The organism is Halanaerobacter jeridensis, assembly GCF_016908315.1.
Lineage (GTDB): Bacteria > Bacillota > Halanaerobiia > Halobacteroidales > Halobacteroidaceae > Halanaerobacter > Halanaerobacter jeridensis.
Genome location: NZ_JAFBDQ010000010.1, coordinates 61,891 through 79,309 on the forward strand (window position 1 = coordinate 61,891; position 17,419 = coordinate 79,309).

Sequence of the window (17,419 nt, forward strand, 5' to 3'; positions counted from 1 at the left end):
TAATTTCAGATATGTCTTTAGCGTTTAAATGAGTTTTGGAATTAACCTAAATAAAACTCAGAATTAGCATTAACTTTATTTCTACTAATTTCTTGACTTCCTGCAGTAATGATACCTTCTACTGTCTCTTCAGTAAATTGACCACTTCCCACTAAATCGCTAATATCAAATAACGCTATCATTTCTTGCCGACTTGGATTAGCTACCTTTTCCGCTCTTACCCCTTGCCCCGAAATAGTATCCCCAGGCTTACTAACACCAAAAAATTTAACATCTTTAGCTTGCAGAGGACAATTATTAATTTTAACCGCCAAATATCCTGGAATTTGATTGGTATTCTCTTCAGGCAAATGACCAATACCTATTTTGGCTTCAGCTTGTTCTATCCCTACACTATAATCTTTGACATTACTTTGACCCTCTCTTGATAGTTTCACTAACATCCCCCTCTAATAGAAGTATTATAATTTATAAATCTTTGCAAATTAATTGCCTATATTATTTTAAAAAGTAATTAAACTTTATCCTACTTCTTATCATATGTAACTAATAAAATAAATATAATAAAAAAATTAAACTGCTTGCAATTCTTTCTCACTCTTTTCTTTTAGCACTTTATTATTTGGGGGCTCAGTATTCACTTTAGAATCATTATCACTTCGCTTAATATCTTTTTTATTTTTCTTTTCATTATTGATTACCTTAATAGCAGCAATTTTATTAATTTTAATCTTAATTAAATCATTATTTTCATCTAATAAAATTATAAAATCATGATAAACCCTAAATAAATTACCTTTTAACTCACAACAATTACTACCAGATTGAATTAAAACAGTTATTAAATCTAAAGTTTCAGCATGCTCTCTTAAATCAGATTTGAAATTTCTTTTTACTTTTTTCTTTTGAGGACTACTTTCACTTTTGCTTTTCTTTACTTTAGTTTGTAGTTGATTAATTTTATCTTCCCTAGCTTCTAATTGCTCCTGTAAATCACTTAAGATATTCAAAATCTCTTCTGCTTCTTCATTAGTAATAACTATCTCTTGGTCATTTAAATCAGATTTTGAAAAATCATTTAATGAGGGAGTAGGTGGATTAGACTTTTGTTTGCTATAAGTTAATAATTCAGTAGCTACATCCACAAAGCTTTCTAAAAAATGCTCTTCAACTTGATTACTACTCATAATTCCCCCTCCAATAAGAAAATTAATAACTGAGGAGAAAAAATAAACCTCCTCAGTTATTATCTAAATTAGCAACAACAATTTTTCTTAATAACTGCTGCTATAGCATCAACAGGAATGAATATTTTATTTTTATCATCTAATAAAGTAATAATTCCACATTTTTTATTTACATCACAAACCATTCCTTCTTGCTTACAACAGCAAAAACAGTCATCACACTCACCGCCAGATTTTAAAATTATGATCACTGTTTCACATTCAAATTCTTCTAACAAATCTAAAATACCATCTTCACAGCCACAACCACAGCTCTCGTTTCGTACTTGAATTTCTTCATCCATATAAATGGCCCTCCTCTCTATTTCTTAGCTATTATATAATATGACTAATCACATAAAACTGTTAATAGATATCAAAAAAACAAAAGCCGCCTTACGGCGACTTAACTTCAAAAACTAATCTCTAAAGCATTAATTACATTTTTAATATTATTACATACACTGCTTTTTTCTGACCCTGCAAATAATAGTCCCACTGCTTGGTTACGGCGATCAACCACTAAAGCTCCGCTATCTCCAGGTTGTGAAAAAGGTTCAATGATTATTTGGTCAGTAAATAAAGCTGTATCATCTTCAGATAATTGCACATTTATAGTAGCATTAACCGCCTTTACTTTAGCAGTTGTAATCCCACTAGTTCGACCACTCTTTTTAACTTTCATACCTGGCTGTGCCTGAGAAATATCAGTCACTAATCCAATCCCTAATATTTCTTCTGTAATCAAATCTTCTGATTTTGGTTTAGCTACAGCACAATCTACTTTATTCTCTAAAATAATTGGTTTTACTCGATATGGCAAGTTGAAAACAGAACCTAAGCCGCCCACTACTTTTTCTACTCCAGCAATAAAGGGACAATTATTAGCTCGTTGATCATAAACAGGAATGAATCTCTCTAAATGAGCAATTATACTATTATCTTTTTCTCCCCCATCATAACTTCCCGGCTGTAAAATTGCATCTCCTCTTTGGGCCCGACCATCTTTTCCATCACTAATATTTGCTAAAACATGATTATTGGATAAGATTAGTTTTTCTTGAGTTCGCTTATCTTTAACTACAGCCCCAAATGTACCTGCTGTAATTTTATAATGACCTATACTAACACCTGGCTGAGCTGGACGAAGTTCAGTAGTTCTAACCTGGTCTCCAGCAGCTAAGAGTTCAACTTTTCCAACCTCTATAACATCTGTTTGCTGTTCTTCAATATTCTGCGGTACAATATGTTCTTGAGCCAATTCTTCTTCACTTAACTTCTTCTCTACTAATACTACTATACTCTCTTCATCAGTTAATTTATTTTGAACTTGTTTATAGCCACATCCTACTCCCACAACATTATCTAACTCAAATATTTTTTCTTTATATTTCTCTATTATTTGTTTGATTTTTTCCACTTTATCCCTCCTTCCACTTACTGCAGTATATTCAATCACTACTCCAGTTCGTGAAAGGAAAGCAACAAAAAATTAAAAAACCCCTCGCAAGGAGGAGTTAAACGCTAATGCAGCCAATTCTCATATTATTTTCTTTAATTTTTACTTCAACAGTTTCAGTTAGTACATCAGCATAACTATATGACATTCTACGTGGGGTTTGATCATCGTTTACTTTAACTACGAATACATTGGGATAAGTTTCTAATAAGATGCCCTCTTTTTCAATAATTTTTCTGCGCCCTTGATTCGCTTTTAATTCCACTTCTTTACCTACAAAAGAATCGAGATCACTTTTGATTTGGGTGAGAATATTATTTCCCATTTCAGCCCACCTTTCATTTCAAATTACTTTGTCTCATTATATCACAACGATATTACTATGTCAAGATATGAATTATACCAAAAACAAATTAAGATGTCAATAACTATTTATGGAATAGTTCATATATTTTATTACTTAAAGTAGCAAATTGTTCTAAACTTAATTTTTCTGCCCTTCTTCTTGAATCGATAGCAACAGATTCTAAAGCTTCATCTACTAAATCACGACTTAAATTTATATTTGCTGCTTTACTCAAAGAATTTCTAATTGTTTTGCGTCGCTGTTGAAACCCTGCATTAACAATTTTAAAGAAAAACTCTTCTGAAACTACTTCTACTGGTGCTTCTTCTAATACATCTAAAGAAACTACAGAGGAATGAACTTTAGGTTGAGGAATAAAAACATCAGGTGGTACATCAAATAATATCTCAGCTGTAGTATGAAACTGAATCCCAATTGATAAAACTCCATAATCCTTACCTCCAGGGTCAGCAACCATTCTTTCTGCAACTTCTCTTTGTACCATAAATACTATCTGCTCTACATTGAATCCTTCTTCTAATAACCTCATCACAATTGGCGTCGTAATATAGTATGGTAGATTTGCTACAATTTTATACTCACCATCTACCAAGTCATCAAAATCAACTTCTAAAGCATCGTCAAAAACAACTTCTATATTATTATATTCATCTAAAGTTTCTTCTAGAACTTCTTCTAATCTCTGGTCTACTTCTACTGCTACTACTTTAGCTGCTTTCTCTGCTAATTTTTGTGTTAAACTCCCAATCCCCGGGCCAATTTCGATAACAGTATCTTCTTCATTAACATTAGCTAAATCAACAATCTTATCTAAAATATTATTATCAATTAAAAAATTCTGTCCTAAACTTTTTTTCAATTCTAAATTATGTCGTCTCAATAATTCCTTCGTTTTACTTGGCTTTGCAATATCCATTATTAACTCTCACCTCTAGTCACTTTTTCTAAGGCAGTTATTAATTCCTGCCTAGTAATTCCATAATTATTTAATCTATTTAAAAACTGTTTAGCATTAGCATACCCAATCCCTAACTCTTGTCCCAACTTTTTTCTCAATTTTTTAGAACCAGGAGCTCCTAAGAGACCTAATTCAATTAGATTCTGTTTTTTAAACTCTTTTCTCTGCTTTTGATAACTGACTTTAGCTTTAGATAAAGCTTCTCTAATTGATTCCGGCTTGGCATTTTCTATACCAATATCATCATTTTCAATAGCTTGAGCTTGTGATAAATAAGCATCCTTACAACCAGAAATATTCTTCTTTATTTGTTTGCGAATTAAATTACCTGCATGATCAGGGTCAGTAAAAATTATTACCCCTTTATTTTGCTGAGCTAATTTTATTTGTTCTAATACTTCATCACTTAAAGAAAATCCTTGCGTTACTATCAGTTCAGCATCTACAGCTCGTTTAACAGCTTCTAAATCATCTCTACCTTCTACTACAATCACTTCCTTAATCAAAGTACCACCTTAACCTTTTTTTACTGTCTGTATTCTAACCATTTTTATTGTATCTTATAATCTAATAAAAAACAAGCAATATAAAGCTTCACTTTACAGTGAAGCTTTATAGCTAGAAGTAAGTAGCTAGGAGCTAGTAGTTAAAAACATAAAATCAAATTCAAAGCTGTGGACTGTTTTATGGTTTTGAATTTACTACTAGCTACTAGCTTTTATCTACTAGCTAGTGGCACTGAAAGTGCCACTTTATATAGAAAAAACCACAGGCTCTCGCCCATGGCTTCCTCAGTTACTATAATATTATTTATCCTTTCACACTTCCTAATGTTAATCCTCCTACCAAATAACTAGATAAAATCAAAAACATAATAACTACAGGAATCATAATCATAATCGATCCCGCTGCAAAAGTTGACCACTCTGTATTAAAGCGACTTGATAAATTTAGTATTCCCCGCGGTAAGGTATACATATCAGGGTCCTGCATCAACGCTTTAGCTATCATAATCTCATTCCAAGAACTCATAAATGAGAATAAAGCAGTAATTACAAGACCAGGACTAGCTAGCGGAAGTATAACTTTATAAAAAGCTTGAAATTGATTTAATCCATCAACCAAAGCTGCCTCCTCTAAAGTATCGGGGATCGTCTCATAATAACCCCGCATCTGCCACACACATAAAGGTAACACAAAAGTAGTATAAGCTATAATCAACCCTAAATGACTATTGGTTAAATTAATTTTTCGCAATAGTAAAAACATAGGTAACAATAACATAGTCGACGGAAACATCTGCACAATTAAAAAGAAAATTAACCCTGGTTTACGACCAGGAAATCTTTTTTTGGCAAATGCATAACCTGCAGTAGCTGCTAAAGTTACTCCTAATACCACAGTAAAAAAAGAGACAATTAAACTATTTTTTAACCAAATTAAAAAAGGTTCTTCGAAAATCAACTGCATATAAGCCGAAAAAGTAGCACCATCAGGAATAATTTCTAAACTAGTGCTGTATAAAATATCATCAGGTCTGATTGATATTCCAAATACCCGTAAGGCCGGATAAACAGCTATAATAGCTGAGACAATTAAAATTAAATGAATTAACGTACGTTTGATTATTCCATCTCTTCTAACAGACATTTTAAATCCCCCTTAATGACTTTCGTTTTGTTTAATAAATACTGTACTAAATCCTAATAAGATAAGAAAAATGATTACTGAAAATGCAGCTGCATAACCTAATCTAAAGTATCCAAAGGCTGCTTTATAGACATAAGTTACTAAAATATCTATCTTTTCAGTTAACTTCTTAAATGATAATAAATAAATTACATTCAAGTTATTAAATGTCATAATAACCCCTAAAATAACCGCCGGCATCATCACTGGCTTTAATAAAGGCAATGTAATATGCTTAACTTGTTGAAATCCAGAAGCACCATCTATTTCAGCAGCTTCATAATAATTAGGATCAATACTCTGTAATCCTCCTAAAGCAATCATCATCATAAAGGGAATTCCTACCCATACATTAACAATAATAGCAGCCATAAAACCAGTAGTAGGATTACTTAACCAGGCAATAGGTTCATAGGTAAAATCAAAAATTTGGCTTAAGCGTTCTAATAAAATATTTACTGCGCCATAATTATAGTTAAACATTCCCTTCCAAACTAAGACTGAAATATACTGGGGGATTGCCCAAGGTAAAATCAAAAGTGCCCGATAAATTCCTTTAAATATCATATCTCGGTCTAATAAAATAGCAAAAAATATTCCAAAAGTCACATGACAAAAAACATTAACTATAGTCCAAATTAAAGTCCTTAGCAAAACTGTCCAAAATGTACTTTGGGTTAACACTTCGACAAAATTATTTAACCCAATATAATGTAATTTACCTTCTCTTAAAAAATCAATTAACGTACTTCTACTTAAATTAGTAAAAGCTAAATTGAAATTGTAAAGAAATGGATAAATGATTACAAGAGCTACTATAATAAAAGCCGGCATTAACATTAGATAAGAAAATCCATTTCGCTTTAAAAATTTCCGAAGTGAAAAGTCTAGTAAACTATTTTTTTGAATATCTGCTTTCGTTGGTTGACTCATATAAGTTCCTCCTTTACAAAATAAACTTATGGAGATAATTATCTCCATAAGTTTATTACCTATAACTTTTTATTTGATACTCTCCATTTTTTCTTCGGCATTCTGCTGCATTTTAGCTGGAGCTTTTGTCGGGTCTAAGTTTCCTGCCATCACACTTTCTAATACTGGACGAACTCCATCCCAAATCGCTCTCATTTCTGGGACTATCGGCATTGGTTTACCTACTTTTAATTGTTCAGCAGATCCTCTCATAATTGGGTCATCTTGAATAACTGGTAATTGATATACCTTTTTATTACTAGGTAGCGTCTTATGATTTTCCACCATAGCCTTTTGTGTTTTCTGACTAGTCATATATTTAATGAATTTCATAATAGCAATTTGTTTTTCTTTAGAGCGTTCAGAAATCATAATATAACCAGAACCACTTGTTAATGGATGGGCAAATTCTCCACTTTTCTGGAATTTAGGTAAGCGAGCAATTCCTAAATCTACTGCTTCAGCTTCAACATAAGAACTAAAAGACCAATCTCCATTAATAATAAAGGCAGCTTTACCTTGTTTAAATAAACTATCTGCTAAACTATAACCACATTCTTTAGGCACAATTTTATGTTCAAACTTTAAGTCATGAACAAATGTTAATGCATCTTTAGCTGCTTCATTATTTAGAGTAGGATTATAATTTTTATCAAACATCCAGCCACCATATCCAGTATAGAAAGGCATCCAATTAAATGGTTCATTAAGATTATATACTAAACCATATTGTTCAGGAGTACCATCTCCATTACTATCTTCAGTTTTATCTTTAGCTATTGAAACTAATTCTTCCCAAGTATTAGGAACTTTATTGACTATATTTTTATTGTATAATAAAGTTAGGTGATTACCCATTGTATCAGGAACACCGTAAACTTTATTATTTAAAGTCATACCTGGTAAAGCATTATCTAAATACATATTCTTCATTTCAGAACTCATTAAATCACCAATTGATTGGGCAATTCCCATTTCAGAGAAAGGTCCAATATGATCAAATGGGCTTAATATAACATCAGGTCCAGCTCCCCCCATATAACCAGTTAAAGTACTTTCTCTCAAATCTTCTACACCCATATGAGTTCTTTCAATATTCACATTTGGATATTTAGCTTCAAATTTATCAATATATTCATCCAAAGTTTCGTCTATACTTGGTGGATGCTTTTCCCAAAATTTAATCTTGAGTGATTTCTTAACTTCTTTTAAATCATAACCAGCTCCAGCAGTTTTCACATTCTGTTCTTGAGTTTCTTTTTCTTCAACTTGTTGCTCTTGTTTAGCCTCTTTTTCATTTTGAACTACTTCTTTGTCGTTTTTACTATCAATAACATCTCTTTGCTCATCTTTTGGCATATCAATTGATTCTACATGTTTACTTAAATCTTGAATCACCTTTTGAGCTTTATCATTAGACATACAACCTTTAGTCGCAAAACCAAATCCAAAAGATAATAATGAAAAGACCAAAATAAGTATCACTGTCTTACTAAAATTTTCTTCCATCCTTTTATCCCCCCTGAAATTTAATTTATAATGCCCTTATCTCCTTATTACTATTATAAAAATCTATTTTTTTACAATATTCCTAATAAAATGATTTCTAGATCTTTTGGATAATTCCTTCTTTAATTTACTTTTTTTTATATTTTTTGAAATTATAAATATCTATACCAATTAAAACTCCCTTATCTTAAATTTAACATCTAAGTCTGTAGCTATTTTTTTACACTTTTCTACATCTACCCCCGGATAAGTGACAACTGAAACTTGAACTTCAGAAATATATTTTTTAGCTTCTTTTATAAAATCAATTACTGCTTCAAACGCTTTTCTCCCATACTTTGATTGAGCAACTTCTTGATATTGTTCTGCAGTAGAAGCATTTAAACTAATTGACATAGTTGCAATTAGTTCTTCTAGTTCAGGCAAAATATTTCTTTGATATACTAGATTGGCTAGACCATTTGTATTGATTCGCAAAGGAATCTCAGGATAATTATCCTTTAACCAAGCAGCTACTTTTTTAACAGCATTCAAACGCATTAGAGGCTCACCAAAACCACAAAAGACTATTTCTTTATAATCTTCAGGATTTTCAAGGTCATTAATAACTTCTTGCACACTTGGTTCTTTGTCTAACCATAATTTGTAACCACCTAAACCATCTTTAAATTTTCGGACACAAAATTTACAATCATTATTACATTGATTAGTTAAATTGATATATAATTTAGAACCTAACGGATAAGTAATTGCCATTTTTATCTCCCCCTATTTTATATTGTACTAGCTAAGATAAAAAAATAAGGTGCCAATTTATAAAAAATTAGCACCTTAGATTAAAACTAACTTAAGTCAAACAATTGTTCTGCATTTTTAGTTGTGATTTCGGCGACTTCTGAAACTGACATATTTTTAATTTCTGCCATCTTTTCAGCTACTTCTTTAACATACTTTGACTCATTACGTTGGCCCCGATGTGGTTCAGGAGTTAAGTACGGAGCATCAGTTTCTAAAATTATTCTCTCTAACGGTAGTTTTTTAACCATCTTTTGCATACTAGTTGTACTATTAAAAGTAATTAAACCACCAAAGGAAAGATAAAAATCTAACTCAAAAACTTCTTTGGCAGTAGGTAGATCATATCCATAACAATGCATCACCCCAGTTAAATCCGCAGCATGTTCTTCTAAAATTCTCAAACTATCTTCCTTAGCATCACGGCTGTGAATTACAACAGGTAATCCAAGTTCTTTAGCTAATTTCAACTGTTCTTTAAAGACTTCCTGCTGCCGCTGACGTGGTGAATTATCATAATGATAATCTAAACCAATCTCTCCAATTGCTATTACTTTGTCGTTTTTAGCCAATTCTTTTAGCTCATCATAACATTCTTGATTAAAATCTGCAGCATCATGAGGGTGCATCCCTACACTAGCATAGATGAAATCATAATCTTTGGCTAACTGCACCGAATTGCGACTAGATTCCATATCTGCACCCACATTAATTATCTTTTTTATACCCACATCATAAGCATTTTGAATTACTTGGTCACGATCTTCATCAAAACGATCAAAATCTAAATGAGCATGTGTATCTATTAGCATCTATCTCACCTCGCTATACAATTTATAATTACTCTTAACTAACTTCCGCTCCATTAGCAATAGAGTCTTGAACAGTAGTTAACTTCATATTACCTTCATCATCAGAAGCTGCTAAAATCATACCATTAGACTTCACACCAAAGATTTCAGCTGGCTTCATATTAGCAACAATCACAATCTGTTCTCCAATAATTTCATCAGGCTGATAATGCTTAGAAATACCTGCTACCAATTGCCGCTGCTCATCTCCTAAATCAACCTGTAATTTTAATAGTTTATTACTATCTTCAATCTTCTCTGCTTCAATAATTTCAGCCACTCTTAAGTCTACTTCACCAAAGTCATCAAATGTAATATAATCTTCGCTCATTTCATCTTCCTCCTCATTATTATCTCCTGTATTATCAGTATCTGATTCATCTAACTTTTCATAGTATTCTTCAACATCTATGCGAGGGAAAATCGGCTCACCATCTTGCACTTCAGTACCTGCTTTTAATCCCCCTTTAGTTTTAGCATCTTCCCAAGTCTGCTCACTTAATTCTGCTTCAATTCCTAACTGTTCCCACATTTTAGCAGGTGCTTCTGGTAAGAAAGAAGTTAAAGCAATTGCAATCCTTCTTAAGTTATCTAATAAGTTATACAGTACAGTACCTAGCTCATCTCTCTTATCTTCATCCTTAGCTAACACCCAAGGTGTAGTCTGGTCAATATATTTATTAGTTCTACGCACTAAAGTCCACAGTTCTTCTAAGGCATTACTAAACTGTAAATCTTCCATATTTTCTTCTACAGCTTGAAAACTTTCCTGCGCTACTTGCTCTAAGTCTGCATCATATTCAGTTTCTACCTTATTAGCAGGAATTTCTCCATCAAAATACTTATCAACCATAGCAACAGTTCGGTTTAGTAAGTTACCTAGATCATTAGCTAAATCAGAGTTTATTCTTCTAATAAATGATTCAGTAGAATAAGAACCATCGGTACCAAATGCAATCTCTCTTAATAGATAATATCTTACTGCATCGACACCAAAGTCTTCAATTAATTTCTTAGGATCAATTACATTACCCTTTGACTTAGACATCTTACCGCCTTCAACTAATAAAAATCCGTGACCAAAGACTCTATCCGGTAGTTCTAAATCTGCTGCCATCAAAATTGCCGGCCAAATAACAGTATGGAAGCGTAAAATATCTTTGCCTACAATGTGTACATCTCCCGGCCAATAATCATTGAATTTATCTTCATTCCTACGGTATTCAATGCCTGTTAGATAACTAATTAAGGCATCAAACCACACATAGACTACATGATCATCATCAATTGGAACCGGCACACCCCAATCGAAACTAGTTCGCGAAATACATAAATCTTCTAAGCCGTCTTCAATAAAATTAATCATTTCACTCCGTCTCTTATCTGGTTGGATAAAATCAGGATTATTTTCTAAAAATTCTAGTAACTGGTCTTCATACTTAGACATCTTAAAGAAATAACTTTCTTCTTCCATCCATTCTACAGGACGATTACAATCTGGACAATTACCGTCTTCATCTAGTTCTCTTTCTTTCCAAAAAGTTTCACACGGCGTACAATAATATCCTTCATACTTATCCTTATAGATATCTCCTTTATCATAGATTTTCTTAAATATCTGCTGTACATCTTTTTTGTGCTCATCACTAGTAGTTCGCACAAATTCAGTATAGTCTACTTCTAAATCAGACCATAAATCTTTAAATGTATCAACAATATCATTAATGTATTCTAATGGCTCTTGTCCGTGCTCTTGAGCAGCTTTCTGTAACTTCTGACCGTGTTCATCAGAACCTGTAATTAATTCTGATTCATAGCCCTGCAGTTCTTTAAACTTAGCAATCGTATCCGCTGCAGTAGTTGTATACGTATGACCAATATGCAGTTCATCATTTGGATAATAAATCGGCGTTGTGACATAAAAAGTATCTTTGTTACTCATTAAAAAACCCCCTGTTTATAATTTAGCTTTTAGTATTAAGATATCATCTCTCAGCTATATAAAAAACCTCTCAATCCCAAAGCCAGGGACGAGAGGTTTGAATTCGCGGTACCACCCTAGTTGCTGTAAACACAGCCACTCTAAGCTAATAACGATAGCTACTCGAGGCAACCTACTAACTTTCAATCACCCAGCTCCAAGACCATCTTTAGCCTACTCCCTGTCCTGGTTCTCAATTGCTCCAGTTTCCTGTAAACAGTTTGTATACCTACTCTTCTCTTCACAGCTTTTAAATTATATAGTATTGTTACATTTATCAAGTATTATTTGACACTACAACTTAAAATATACAAGATACTATTAACTTTGTCAAGGAAGAGGTTTGAAAATAATACTCTAACAAAAAAATAAAAAGATTAATTAATTAATTTGATTTCTAAATTCTTTCTACTTCTAGCAACTTATTATCCCACTTCTTTCTGCTTTACACACTTAGCCCCCACAAACACTAACACTATCTTTTTCAAATTTTCTCTTTCCCTTAGTTCATTTGCCTGCTTATATTTTAATATCTGTTCTTTAGCTTCTTCGAATTTAGCTTGAACTACAGACTCACCTTGGTCATCATAGTCACTTTTCTTTATATATTTCAATTCAATTATTGCCTCATAATCTGGCTCTATTCCACTTCGTTCTAATAAGGCTATATCAATATAGCCATCTTCTACTTCATACTCACTTTTAACATAGTAAACTCGACTCAACATTAAATAACTAAGCATTGTTAACTTAACATATTTCTCATCAAAATCTATATAATCTCGATTAGATAAACGCTGTAAAGTTTCTTCTACAATATTTACAAAGTCACTTATTTCTCCTTCTAAAGCTAACTGCACTATACTCTTTTTAATATCAACAGTTTCAATTTCATAATCTGCATCATCTTTAATTATCTTAGCAAAAAAATCAAAATAAAGCTCTTTAACTACATAATTAGGTACTCTTAAATTAACTAAATTCAATACTGCACTATCAATAGTTAAAAAACCTAAATAAAATAATAATGATAGAAAGTCCTCAGCAGTAAACTCCTTAGCCAGACTAAATTCTCTAGTAATTGAAGTCTGCTGTAATTCTTCATTCAAGATTCCATCTAATATTTTATAATTTCTTTCCTTGTTCTTTAATGTAAATAGTTCTCTCATTTTAGCATAATCACTAGAAATATTAGTATCAATTAAATCACTCGGCTCTTTGTTCTCCTTTAAATAGCTTTTGAAATAATAGAGTACCATATCACTATTAAATAATCTTTCTTCTGCATCCTGATTAAACAAATAACCATTATAATATCTTTTTAGTTTTTTCATTAGTTCTTCTTTATCAACATCTTCAGCAATTAACTTATCAATTAAAGACTTAACTTCTTCTGTAGTAAAGCCCATCATTTCATTTAAGCCGCGGTCACGACTTACATTAGACGCAATATTAAAACCACTAGTTAAACTATCAAGAGTTATTGGACTGACTCCTGTAGCAAAAATTCGATCCACTATTCCATCTGCTGTCCCCTGCTTTAAAACTTCATACCATTTGCGGACAAACCCTGTCTTACTAATTGTTTCTTCAAAGGTATCAACTTGAAAACTTAATAGTTCATTCGCAAAATGATCATATTCATCTATTAATACATAAATTTTTTTATCAATTTCAAATTTTACTTTCTTTAAAAATGAAGAAAAAATTATTGAAGGCATTTTAGCCTCTCTATATTTCAAGTCAAGGTTATATTTATCTATAAATTCATCTAATCCCTCACGTACATTCTGAGTAAATCCTTCTAGTAAATCAGATTTAGTAACAGTATTGATCCCTGAAAAATCAAAACTCAAGACATAATAACTATTAGATAAATCTGTCGGATTATTTCCTATATATAAATCTCCAAATAATTCATTGAAATCATCTTGATTATTACAATCATAGTAATGCTCTAATGTAGATACAAATAAACTTTTTCCAAATCTACGCGGTCTTAAGAAGAATATATATGGTTCTCCATAACTTTCTATCTTTTCTATATATTTTGTTTTATCCATATAAATATAATTATCTTTTCTTAACTTTTTAAAATTACTAACTCCATATGGAATTTTAGCCATCTTAGCTCCCTCCTGACAATTATTATTATATCCAAAATCAAAGAAAAGAACAAACTAATTAAATCATTCTAAAGTGAAATTAATTATATAATTACAAAAACAGATTAAGCCCAAAATGACCTAATCTGTTTTCACTATTTACTATTTATTTTGATTATACAAACTGTATTCATAATTCTCCTTACTAATTAATCTCCATCAATCATATCCCCTAATCCACCTAGCATAGATCCTTCTCCCTGTCTCTGTCCGCCAGTCTTAGGTGCGTTAGCAATAATCCGGTCCGCTAAGCGAGAGAACGGTAAACTTTGTAAATAAACTGTCCCTGTCCCGCGTAAAGTTGCTAAAAACAAACCTTCTCCGCCAAAGAACATTGATTTCAAATTCCCAGCTCGTTCAATATTATAATCAATTCCCTCGGTAAAACCAACTAAACAACCAGTGTCTACTTTTAGAGTTTCATTTTCTAGTTCTTTCTTAACTACCGTTCCACCCGCATGAATAAAAGATAACCCATCGCCTTGTAAACTTTGTAAAATAAATCCTTCACCACCGAAAAATCCAGATCCAATTTTCTTATTTAATGTAATATCAACCTTAGTCCCTAAAGCAGCACACAAGAAAGCATCTTTTTGGCAAGTGAATTTATTGCCCGGCAACTCTGCTAAATCAAGTGGTACTATAGTCCCTGGATAAGGTGCTGCAAAAGCTATCTTTTTCTTACCTTGGCCCTGATTAGTAAAATGTGTCATAAACAATGATTCACCTGTCAACATTCGTTTACCTGCTCCAAATATCTTCCCCATAAAGCCTCCATCAGTCTCAGAACCATCACCCATTTTCGCTTCAAAACTAATTCCTTGGTCCATCCAATTCATCGTTCCCGCTTCTGCAATTACAGTTTCTCCCGGGTCTAATTCTACTTCAACAGTTTGAATATCATCCCCTAATAATTCGTAATCAATTTCATGGCTTCTCATTTTTTATACCCCCTTATTTAATTTATAATTGAAAATTGATAATAGATAATTAACATCAACACCAAAATCAAATTCAAATTCAGAACATAAAATCACATATAATTATTCATTTGCAATATTATTATCGGTAATGCAACATTTAGACTTGGCGATGCCATAATAAACCTCAAACCTAGACTTGGCAATGCCAAGTCTCTACATACAATAACTGAAATTAACTGCCAAAATTATTATTGCTCTTTTTTTACTTAATCATTAATTATATCTATATATTATTCTTTTTCCTTATATATTCTTCCTCTATGAGTCTTAAAGAGCAAGACTCTTCGTGGCCCTTAATTGCTCTTTTTTTACTTAGTCATTAATTATATCTATATATTATTCTTTTTCCTTATATATTCTTCCTCCCAATGGTGACTCTTCTGCTACCAACTTTCCTTTGTCTACAAATTTATCTAACTGCTCTTTTAATTCACTACGATCCAGACTACCTTCTAAGTTATCATTAATATCAACGAGTTTATGCAGTACTTCCTCTTCACCAATCGGTAGAAATTCTGCTATCGCTTCATAAATTTTTTCATCCTGCTCTTGACTCTTTTCTTCTAACTCCTCAAATGGATTTTTTCGGTGAGGACTAGTAGTTTTAGCAACTCTAATTCTAACTGACATTGTCCGCCCAAAAATAGCTGAAGATATAAATGCATCTCCTGAACGTAAATAAGGTAAACGTTTTGCTTCATCAGGGGTTAAATCAGTCTCTTGTTTGATTGTATCAATATCTGTAGCTCTAACTGTTCTAAAAACAAATTTAGAATTCAACTGGGCCGTAACTGTTTCATCTAATAAAGTTGGTCGTTGGGTAGCTAAAATTAAAAAGACTCCATATTTTCTCCCCTCTTGTGATATTTCTTTAATAATCTTATTTGCTGGCGCATCATAGCCTTTAGGAGCAAAATTATGAGCTTCATCTGTAGCTACTACAAAAGGAGGAAAATATTCAGCCGTATCCTGACGATACTGGGCATCCTTATAATCACGTCGTTTACGATATAAACTTCCTAAGACATAAGTTGCAAATACCTGCAGCAGCCAAATTGGGCCCTGCATTACCACTAATTTTCGATTTCGAATTCCTTCTTCAATCTGATCAATACTATGACTAAATAATCCTTCTCTTTCTAAGCGACCTAAACGCCAAACTAATCCACTAACAGTACTAGCTGGCAAATCCCCATAATCATCCAGTAAATTTCGATAATGTTTATACTCTTCTTGTTGAGTATTATTCAAATCTCCTGACTGAAGTTTTCTTTCAATTCTCTTCCTACCAATTTGTTGTGCTTCTTGTAAATCATTGATACGTCCCTTAAAACTTAATAGACTATCTTTAGATTGATGTAGTTTCTGCACTGCATTGACCATTGATTCACTCAAATCTTTAGAGGCAGACAATAAATCAATTAAATCTTTAGTAGATAAATCAGCAAAATTAACTCCTACATCATATCCTACCTGAAACAATTCACAATTATTCTCAAAATCATCTTGATACTCTTTATCTAATCCAGGATAATAATTACTAAAATCCATCTCAAAATGAGGGTCAAAAACGAGAGTTGGAATCTCTAATTTCATCATTTCTTCTAACATTACTCTCATCCCAAATGATTTTCCCGACCCTGAACCACCGATAATACCAATATGAGGATATTGATGCATAGCTTTAACCTTGAAATTAAAAGGTACCCCATCTTGGTCTTTGATTTCTTCTCCTTTTAATAAAGGAGCGATATCCTTTAAATTATCATCCATTTCTCCGGCTAATTCTTCAGTTCCTTTTATCACTCCTAAAACTAAACTATCTTCCGGTTCTTCTTTAATTAATAAATCTTTCACTTCACTAAATTTAGGTGTTTCAACATCTACTCCTGTACGAATAGGATAAGGTGCTTCTTCTAATAATCTAACTTTAGCAATATTAATTTCATCTTCTGAGATATTGTAACCAATACTTTCTAAAGATTCAATTACTCCCTTATCAACAAAGCTATCCTTCACAGAGAGAGGAATAAAGCGATTATATGACTGCGTTTCAATCACTTCCCCTAATGGATTACCTAAAGATTGATCTAAAATTTTAAGCATCTCATTAATCCGAAATTTATGTTCTTTAGAAGCAACGTATACTTCTTGTTGATTTGTTAAACCGACTACTTGCATTTTTTAAACACTCCTTCATCTATATATAATTTAATATTAAGGTCAAGTTTAAGGTTAAGTAAAACAATGAACCAATTAAAATCAAAACCAAAATGCACAATCAAAAAAAGTTGGTACAGTTCCTGCCCCACTCTAAAAGTACGACTGCATTTGTGGGAGATAAAATTATTTCGCAGCGACTTTAAATCTAGTTTGCTAATGAGTCTTAACGAAGTAAAAAAGAAGTAGATTTTGTACTGCTTAATTTCTTTTAATTAAGCTAAATTTACTTCTTTTTTACGAG

General features: G+C 32.1%; 16 protein-coding genes and 1 other annotated feature. All 16 genes read right to left on the minus strand.

Going from position 1 to position 17,419, the window contains the following annotated elements:
* Positions 1-41: 41 nt before the first annotated feature.
* Complete coding sequence (locus tag JOC47_RS10195; RefSeq protein WP_204701974.1) at positions 42-437, minus strand: hypothetical protein; 396 nt, start codon at positions 435-437, stop codon at positions 42-44.
* Positions 438-572: 135 nt separating this feature from the next.
* Positions 573-1,187, minus strand: a complete 615-nt coding sequence (locus JOC47_RS10200; RefSeq protein WP_204701975.1) for a hypothetical protein — start codon at positions 1,185-1,187, stop codon at positions 573-575.
* Between the two features lie 68 nt (positions 1,188-1,255).
* A complete protein-coding gene (locus JOC47_RS10205) occupies positions 1,256-1,531 on the minus strand; it encodes a hypothetical protein (RefSeq protein WP_239551101.1) in 276 nt (91 codons plus the stop codon).
* Positions 1,532-1,638: 107 nt separating this feature from the next.
* Entirely contained in the window at positions 1,639-2,646 is a 1,008-nt protein-coding gene (locus JOC47_RS10210; protein WP_204701976.1) for a chymotrypsin family serine protease, read from the minus strand.
* Between the two features lie 97 nt (positions 2,647-2,743).
* Positions 2,744-3,010, minus strand: a complete 267-nt coding sequence (locus JOC47_RS10215) for a Veg family protein (protein WP_204701977.1) — start codon at positions 3,008-3,010, stop codon at positions 2,744-2,746.
* Positions 3,011-3,113: 103 nt separating this feature from the next.
* The gene (gene rsmA, locus JOC47_RS10220) at positions 3,114-3,968 is read right to left on the minus strand and encodes a 16S rRNA (adenine(1518)-N(6)/adenine(1519)-N(6))-dimethyltransferase RsmA (RefSeq protein WP_239551102.1); all 855 of its coding nucleotides are present in this window, start codon (positions 3,966-3,968) and stop codon (positions 3,114-3,116) included.
* A 2-nt stretch (positions 3,969-3,970) separates the two neighbouring features.
* The gene (gene rnmV, locus JOC47_RS10225) at positions 3,971-4,516 is read right to left on the minus strand and encodes a ribonuclease M5 (protein ID WP_204701978.1); all 546 of its coding nucleotides are present in this window, start codon (positions 4,514-4,516) and stop codon (positions 3,971-3,973) included.
* A 304-nt stretch (positions 4,517-4,820) separates the two neighbouring features.
* The gene (locus tag JOC47_RS10230) at positions 4,821-5,660 is read right to left on the minus strand and encodes a sugar ABC transporter permease (RefSeq protein ID WP_204701979.1); all 840 of its coding nucleotides are present in this window, start codon (positions 5,658-5,660) and stop codon (positions 4,821-4,823) included.
* Between the two features lie 12 nt (positions 5,661-5,672).
* On the minus strand, positions 5,673-6,632 hold the full coding sequence (locus tag JOC47_RS10235; RefSeq protein ID WP_204701980.1) for a carbohydrate ABC transporter permease: 960 nt from the start codon (positions 6,630-6,632) through the stop codon (positions 5,673-5,675).
* Positions 6,633-6,701: 69 nt separating this feature from the next.
* A complete protein-coding gene (locus JOC47_RS10240) occupies positions 6,702-8,180 on the minus strand; it encodes an extracellular solute-binding protein (protein ID WP_239551104.1) in 1,479 nt (492 codons plus the stop codon).
* A 171-nt stretch (positions 8,181-8,351) separates the two neighbouring features.
* Positions 8,352-8,936, minus strand: coding sequence for a TatD family nuclease-associated radical SAM protein (locus JOC47_RS10245; RefSeq protein WP_204701981.1), 585 nt, complete (start codon positions 8,934-8,936; stop codon positions 8,352-8,354).
* Between the two features lie 86 nt (positions 8,937-9,022).
* Positions 9,023-9,787: a TatD family hydrolase gene (locus tag JOC47_RS10250; RefSeq protein ID WP_204701982.1), complete on the minus strand. Its 765-nt coding sequence runs from the start codon at positions 9,785-9,787 to the stop codon at positions 9,023-9,025.
* Positions 9,788-9,821: 34 nt separating this feature from the next.
* Positions 9,822-11,768, minus strand: coding sequence for a methionine--tRNA ligase (gene metG / locus JOC47_RS10255; protein ID WP_204701983.1), 1,947 nt, complete (start codon positions 11,766-11,768; stop codon positions 9,822-9,824).
* An 81-nt stretch (positions 11,769-11,849) separates the two neighbouring features.
* Positions 11,850-12,061, minus strand: a binding site (T-box leader).
* Between the two features lie 171 nt (positions 12,062-12,232).
* Complete coding sequence (locus JOC47_RS10260) at positions 12,233-13,933, minus strand: ATP-binding protein (RefSeq protein WP_204701984.1); 1,701 nt, start codon at positions 13,931-13,933, stop codon at positions 12,233-12,235.
* A gap of 188 nt (positions 13,934-14,121) precedes the next feature.
* Entirely contained in the window at positions 14,122-14,913 is a 792-nt protein-coding gene (locus tag JOC47_RS10265) for a TIGR00266 family protein (protein ID WP_204701985.1), read from the minus strand.
* 378 nt (positions 14,914-15,291) lie between these two features.
* Entirely contained in the window at positions 15,292-17,136 is a 1,845-nt protein-coding gene (locus tag JOC47_RS10270; RefSeq protein WP_204701986.1) for an ATP-binding protein, read from the minus strand.
* Positions 17,137-17,419 lie beyond the last annotated feature (283 nt).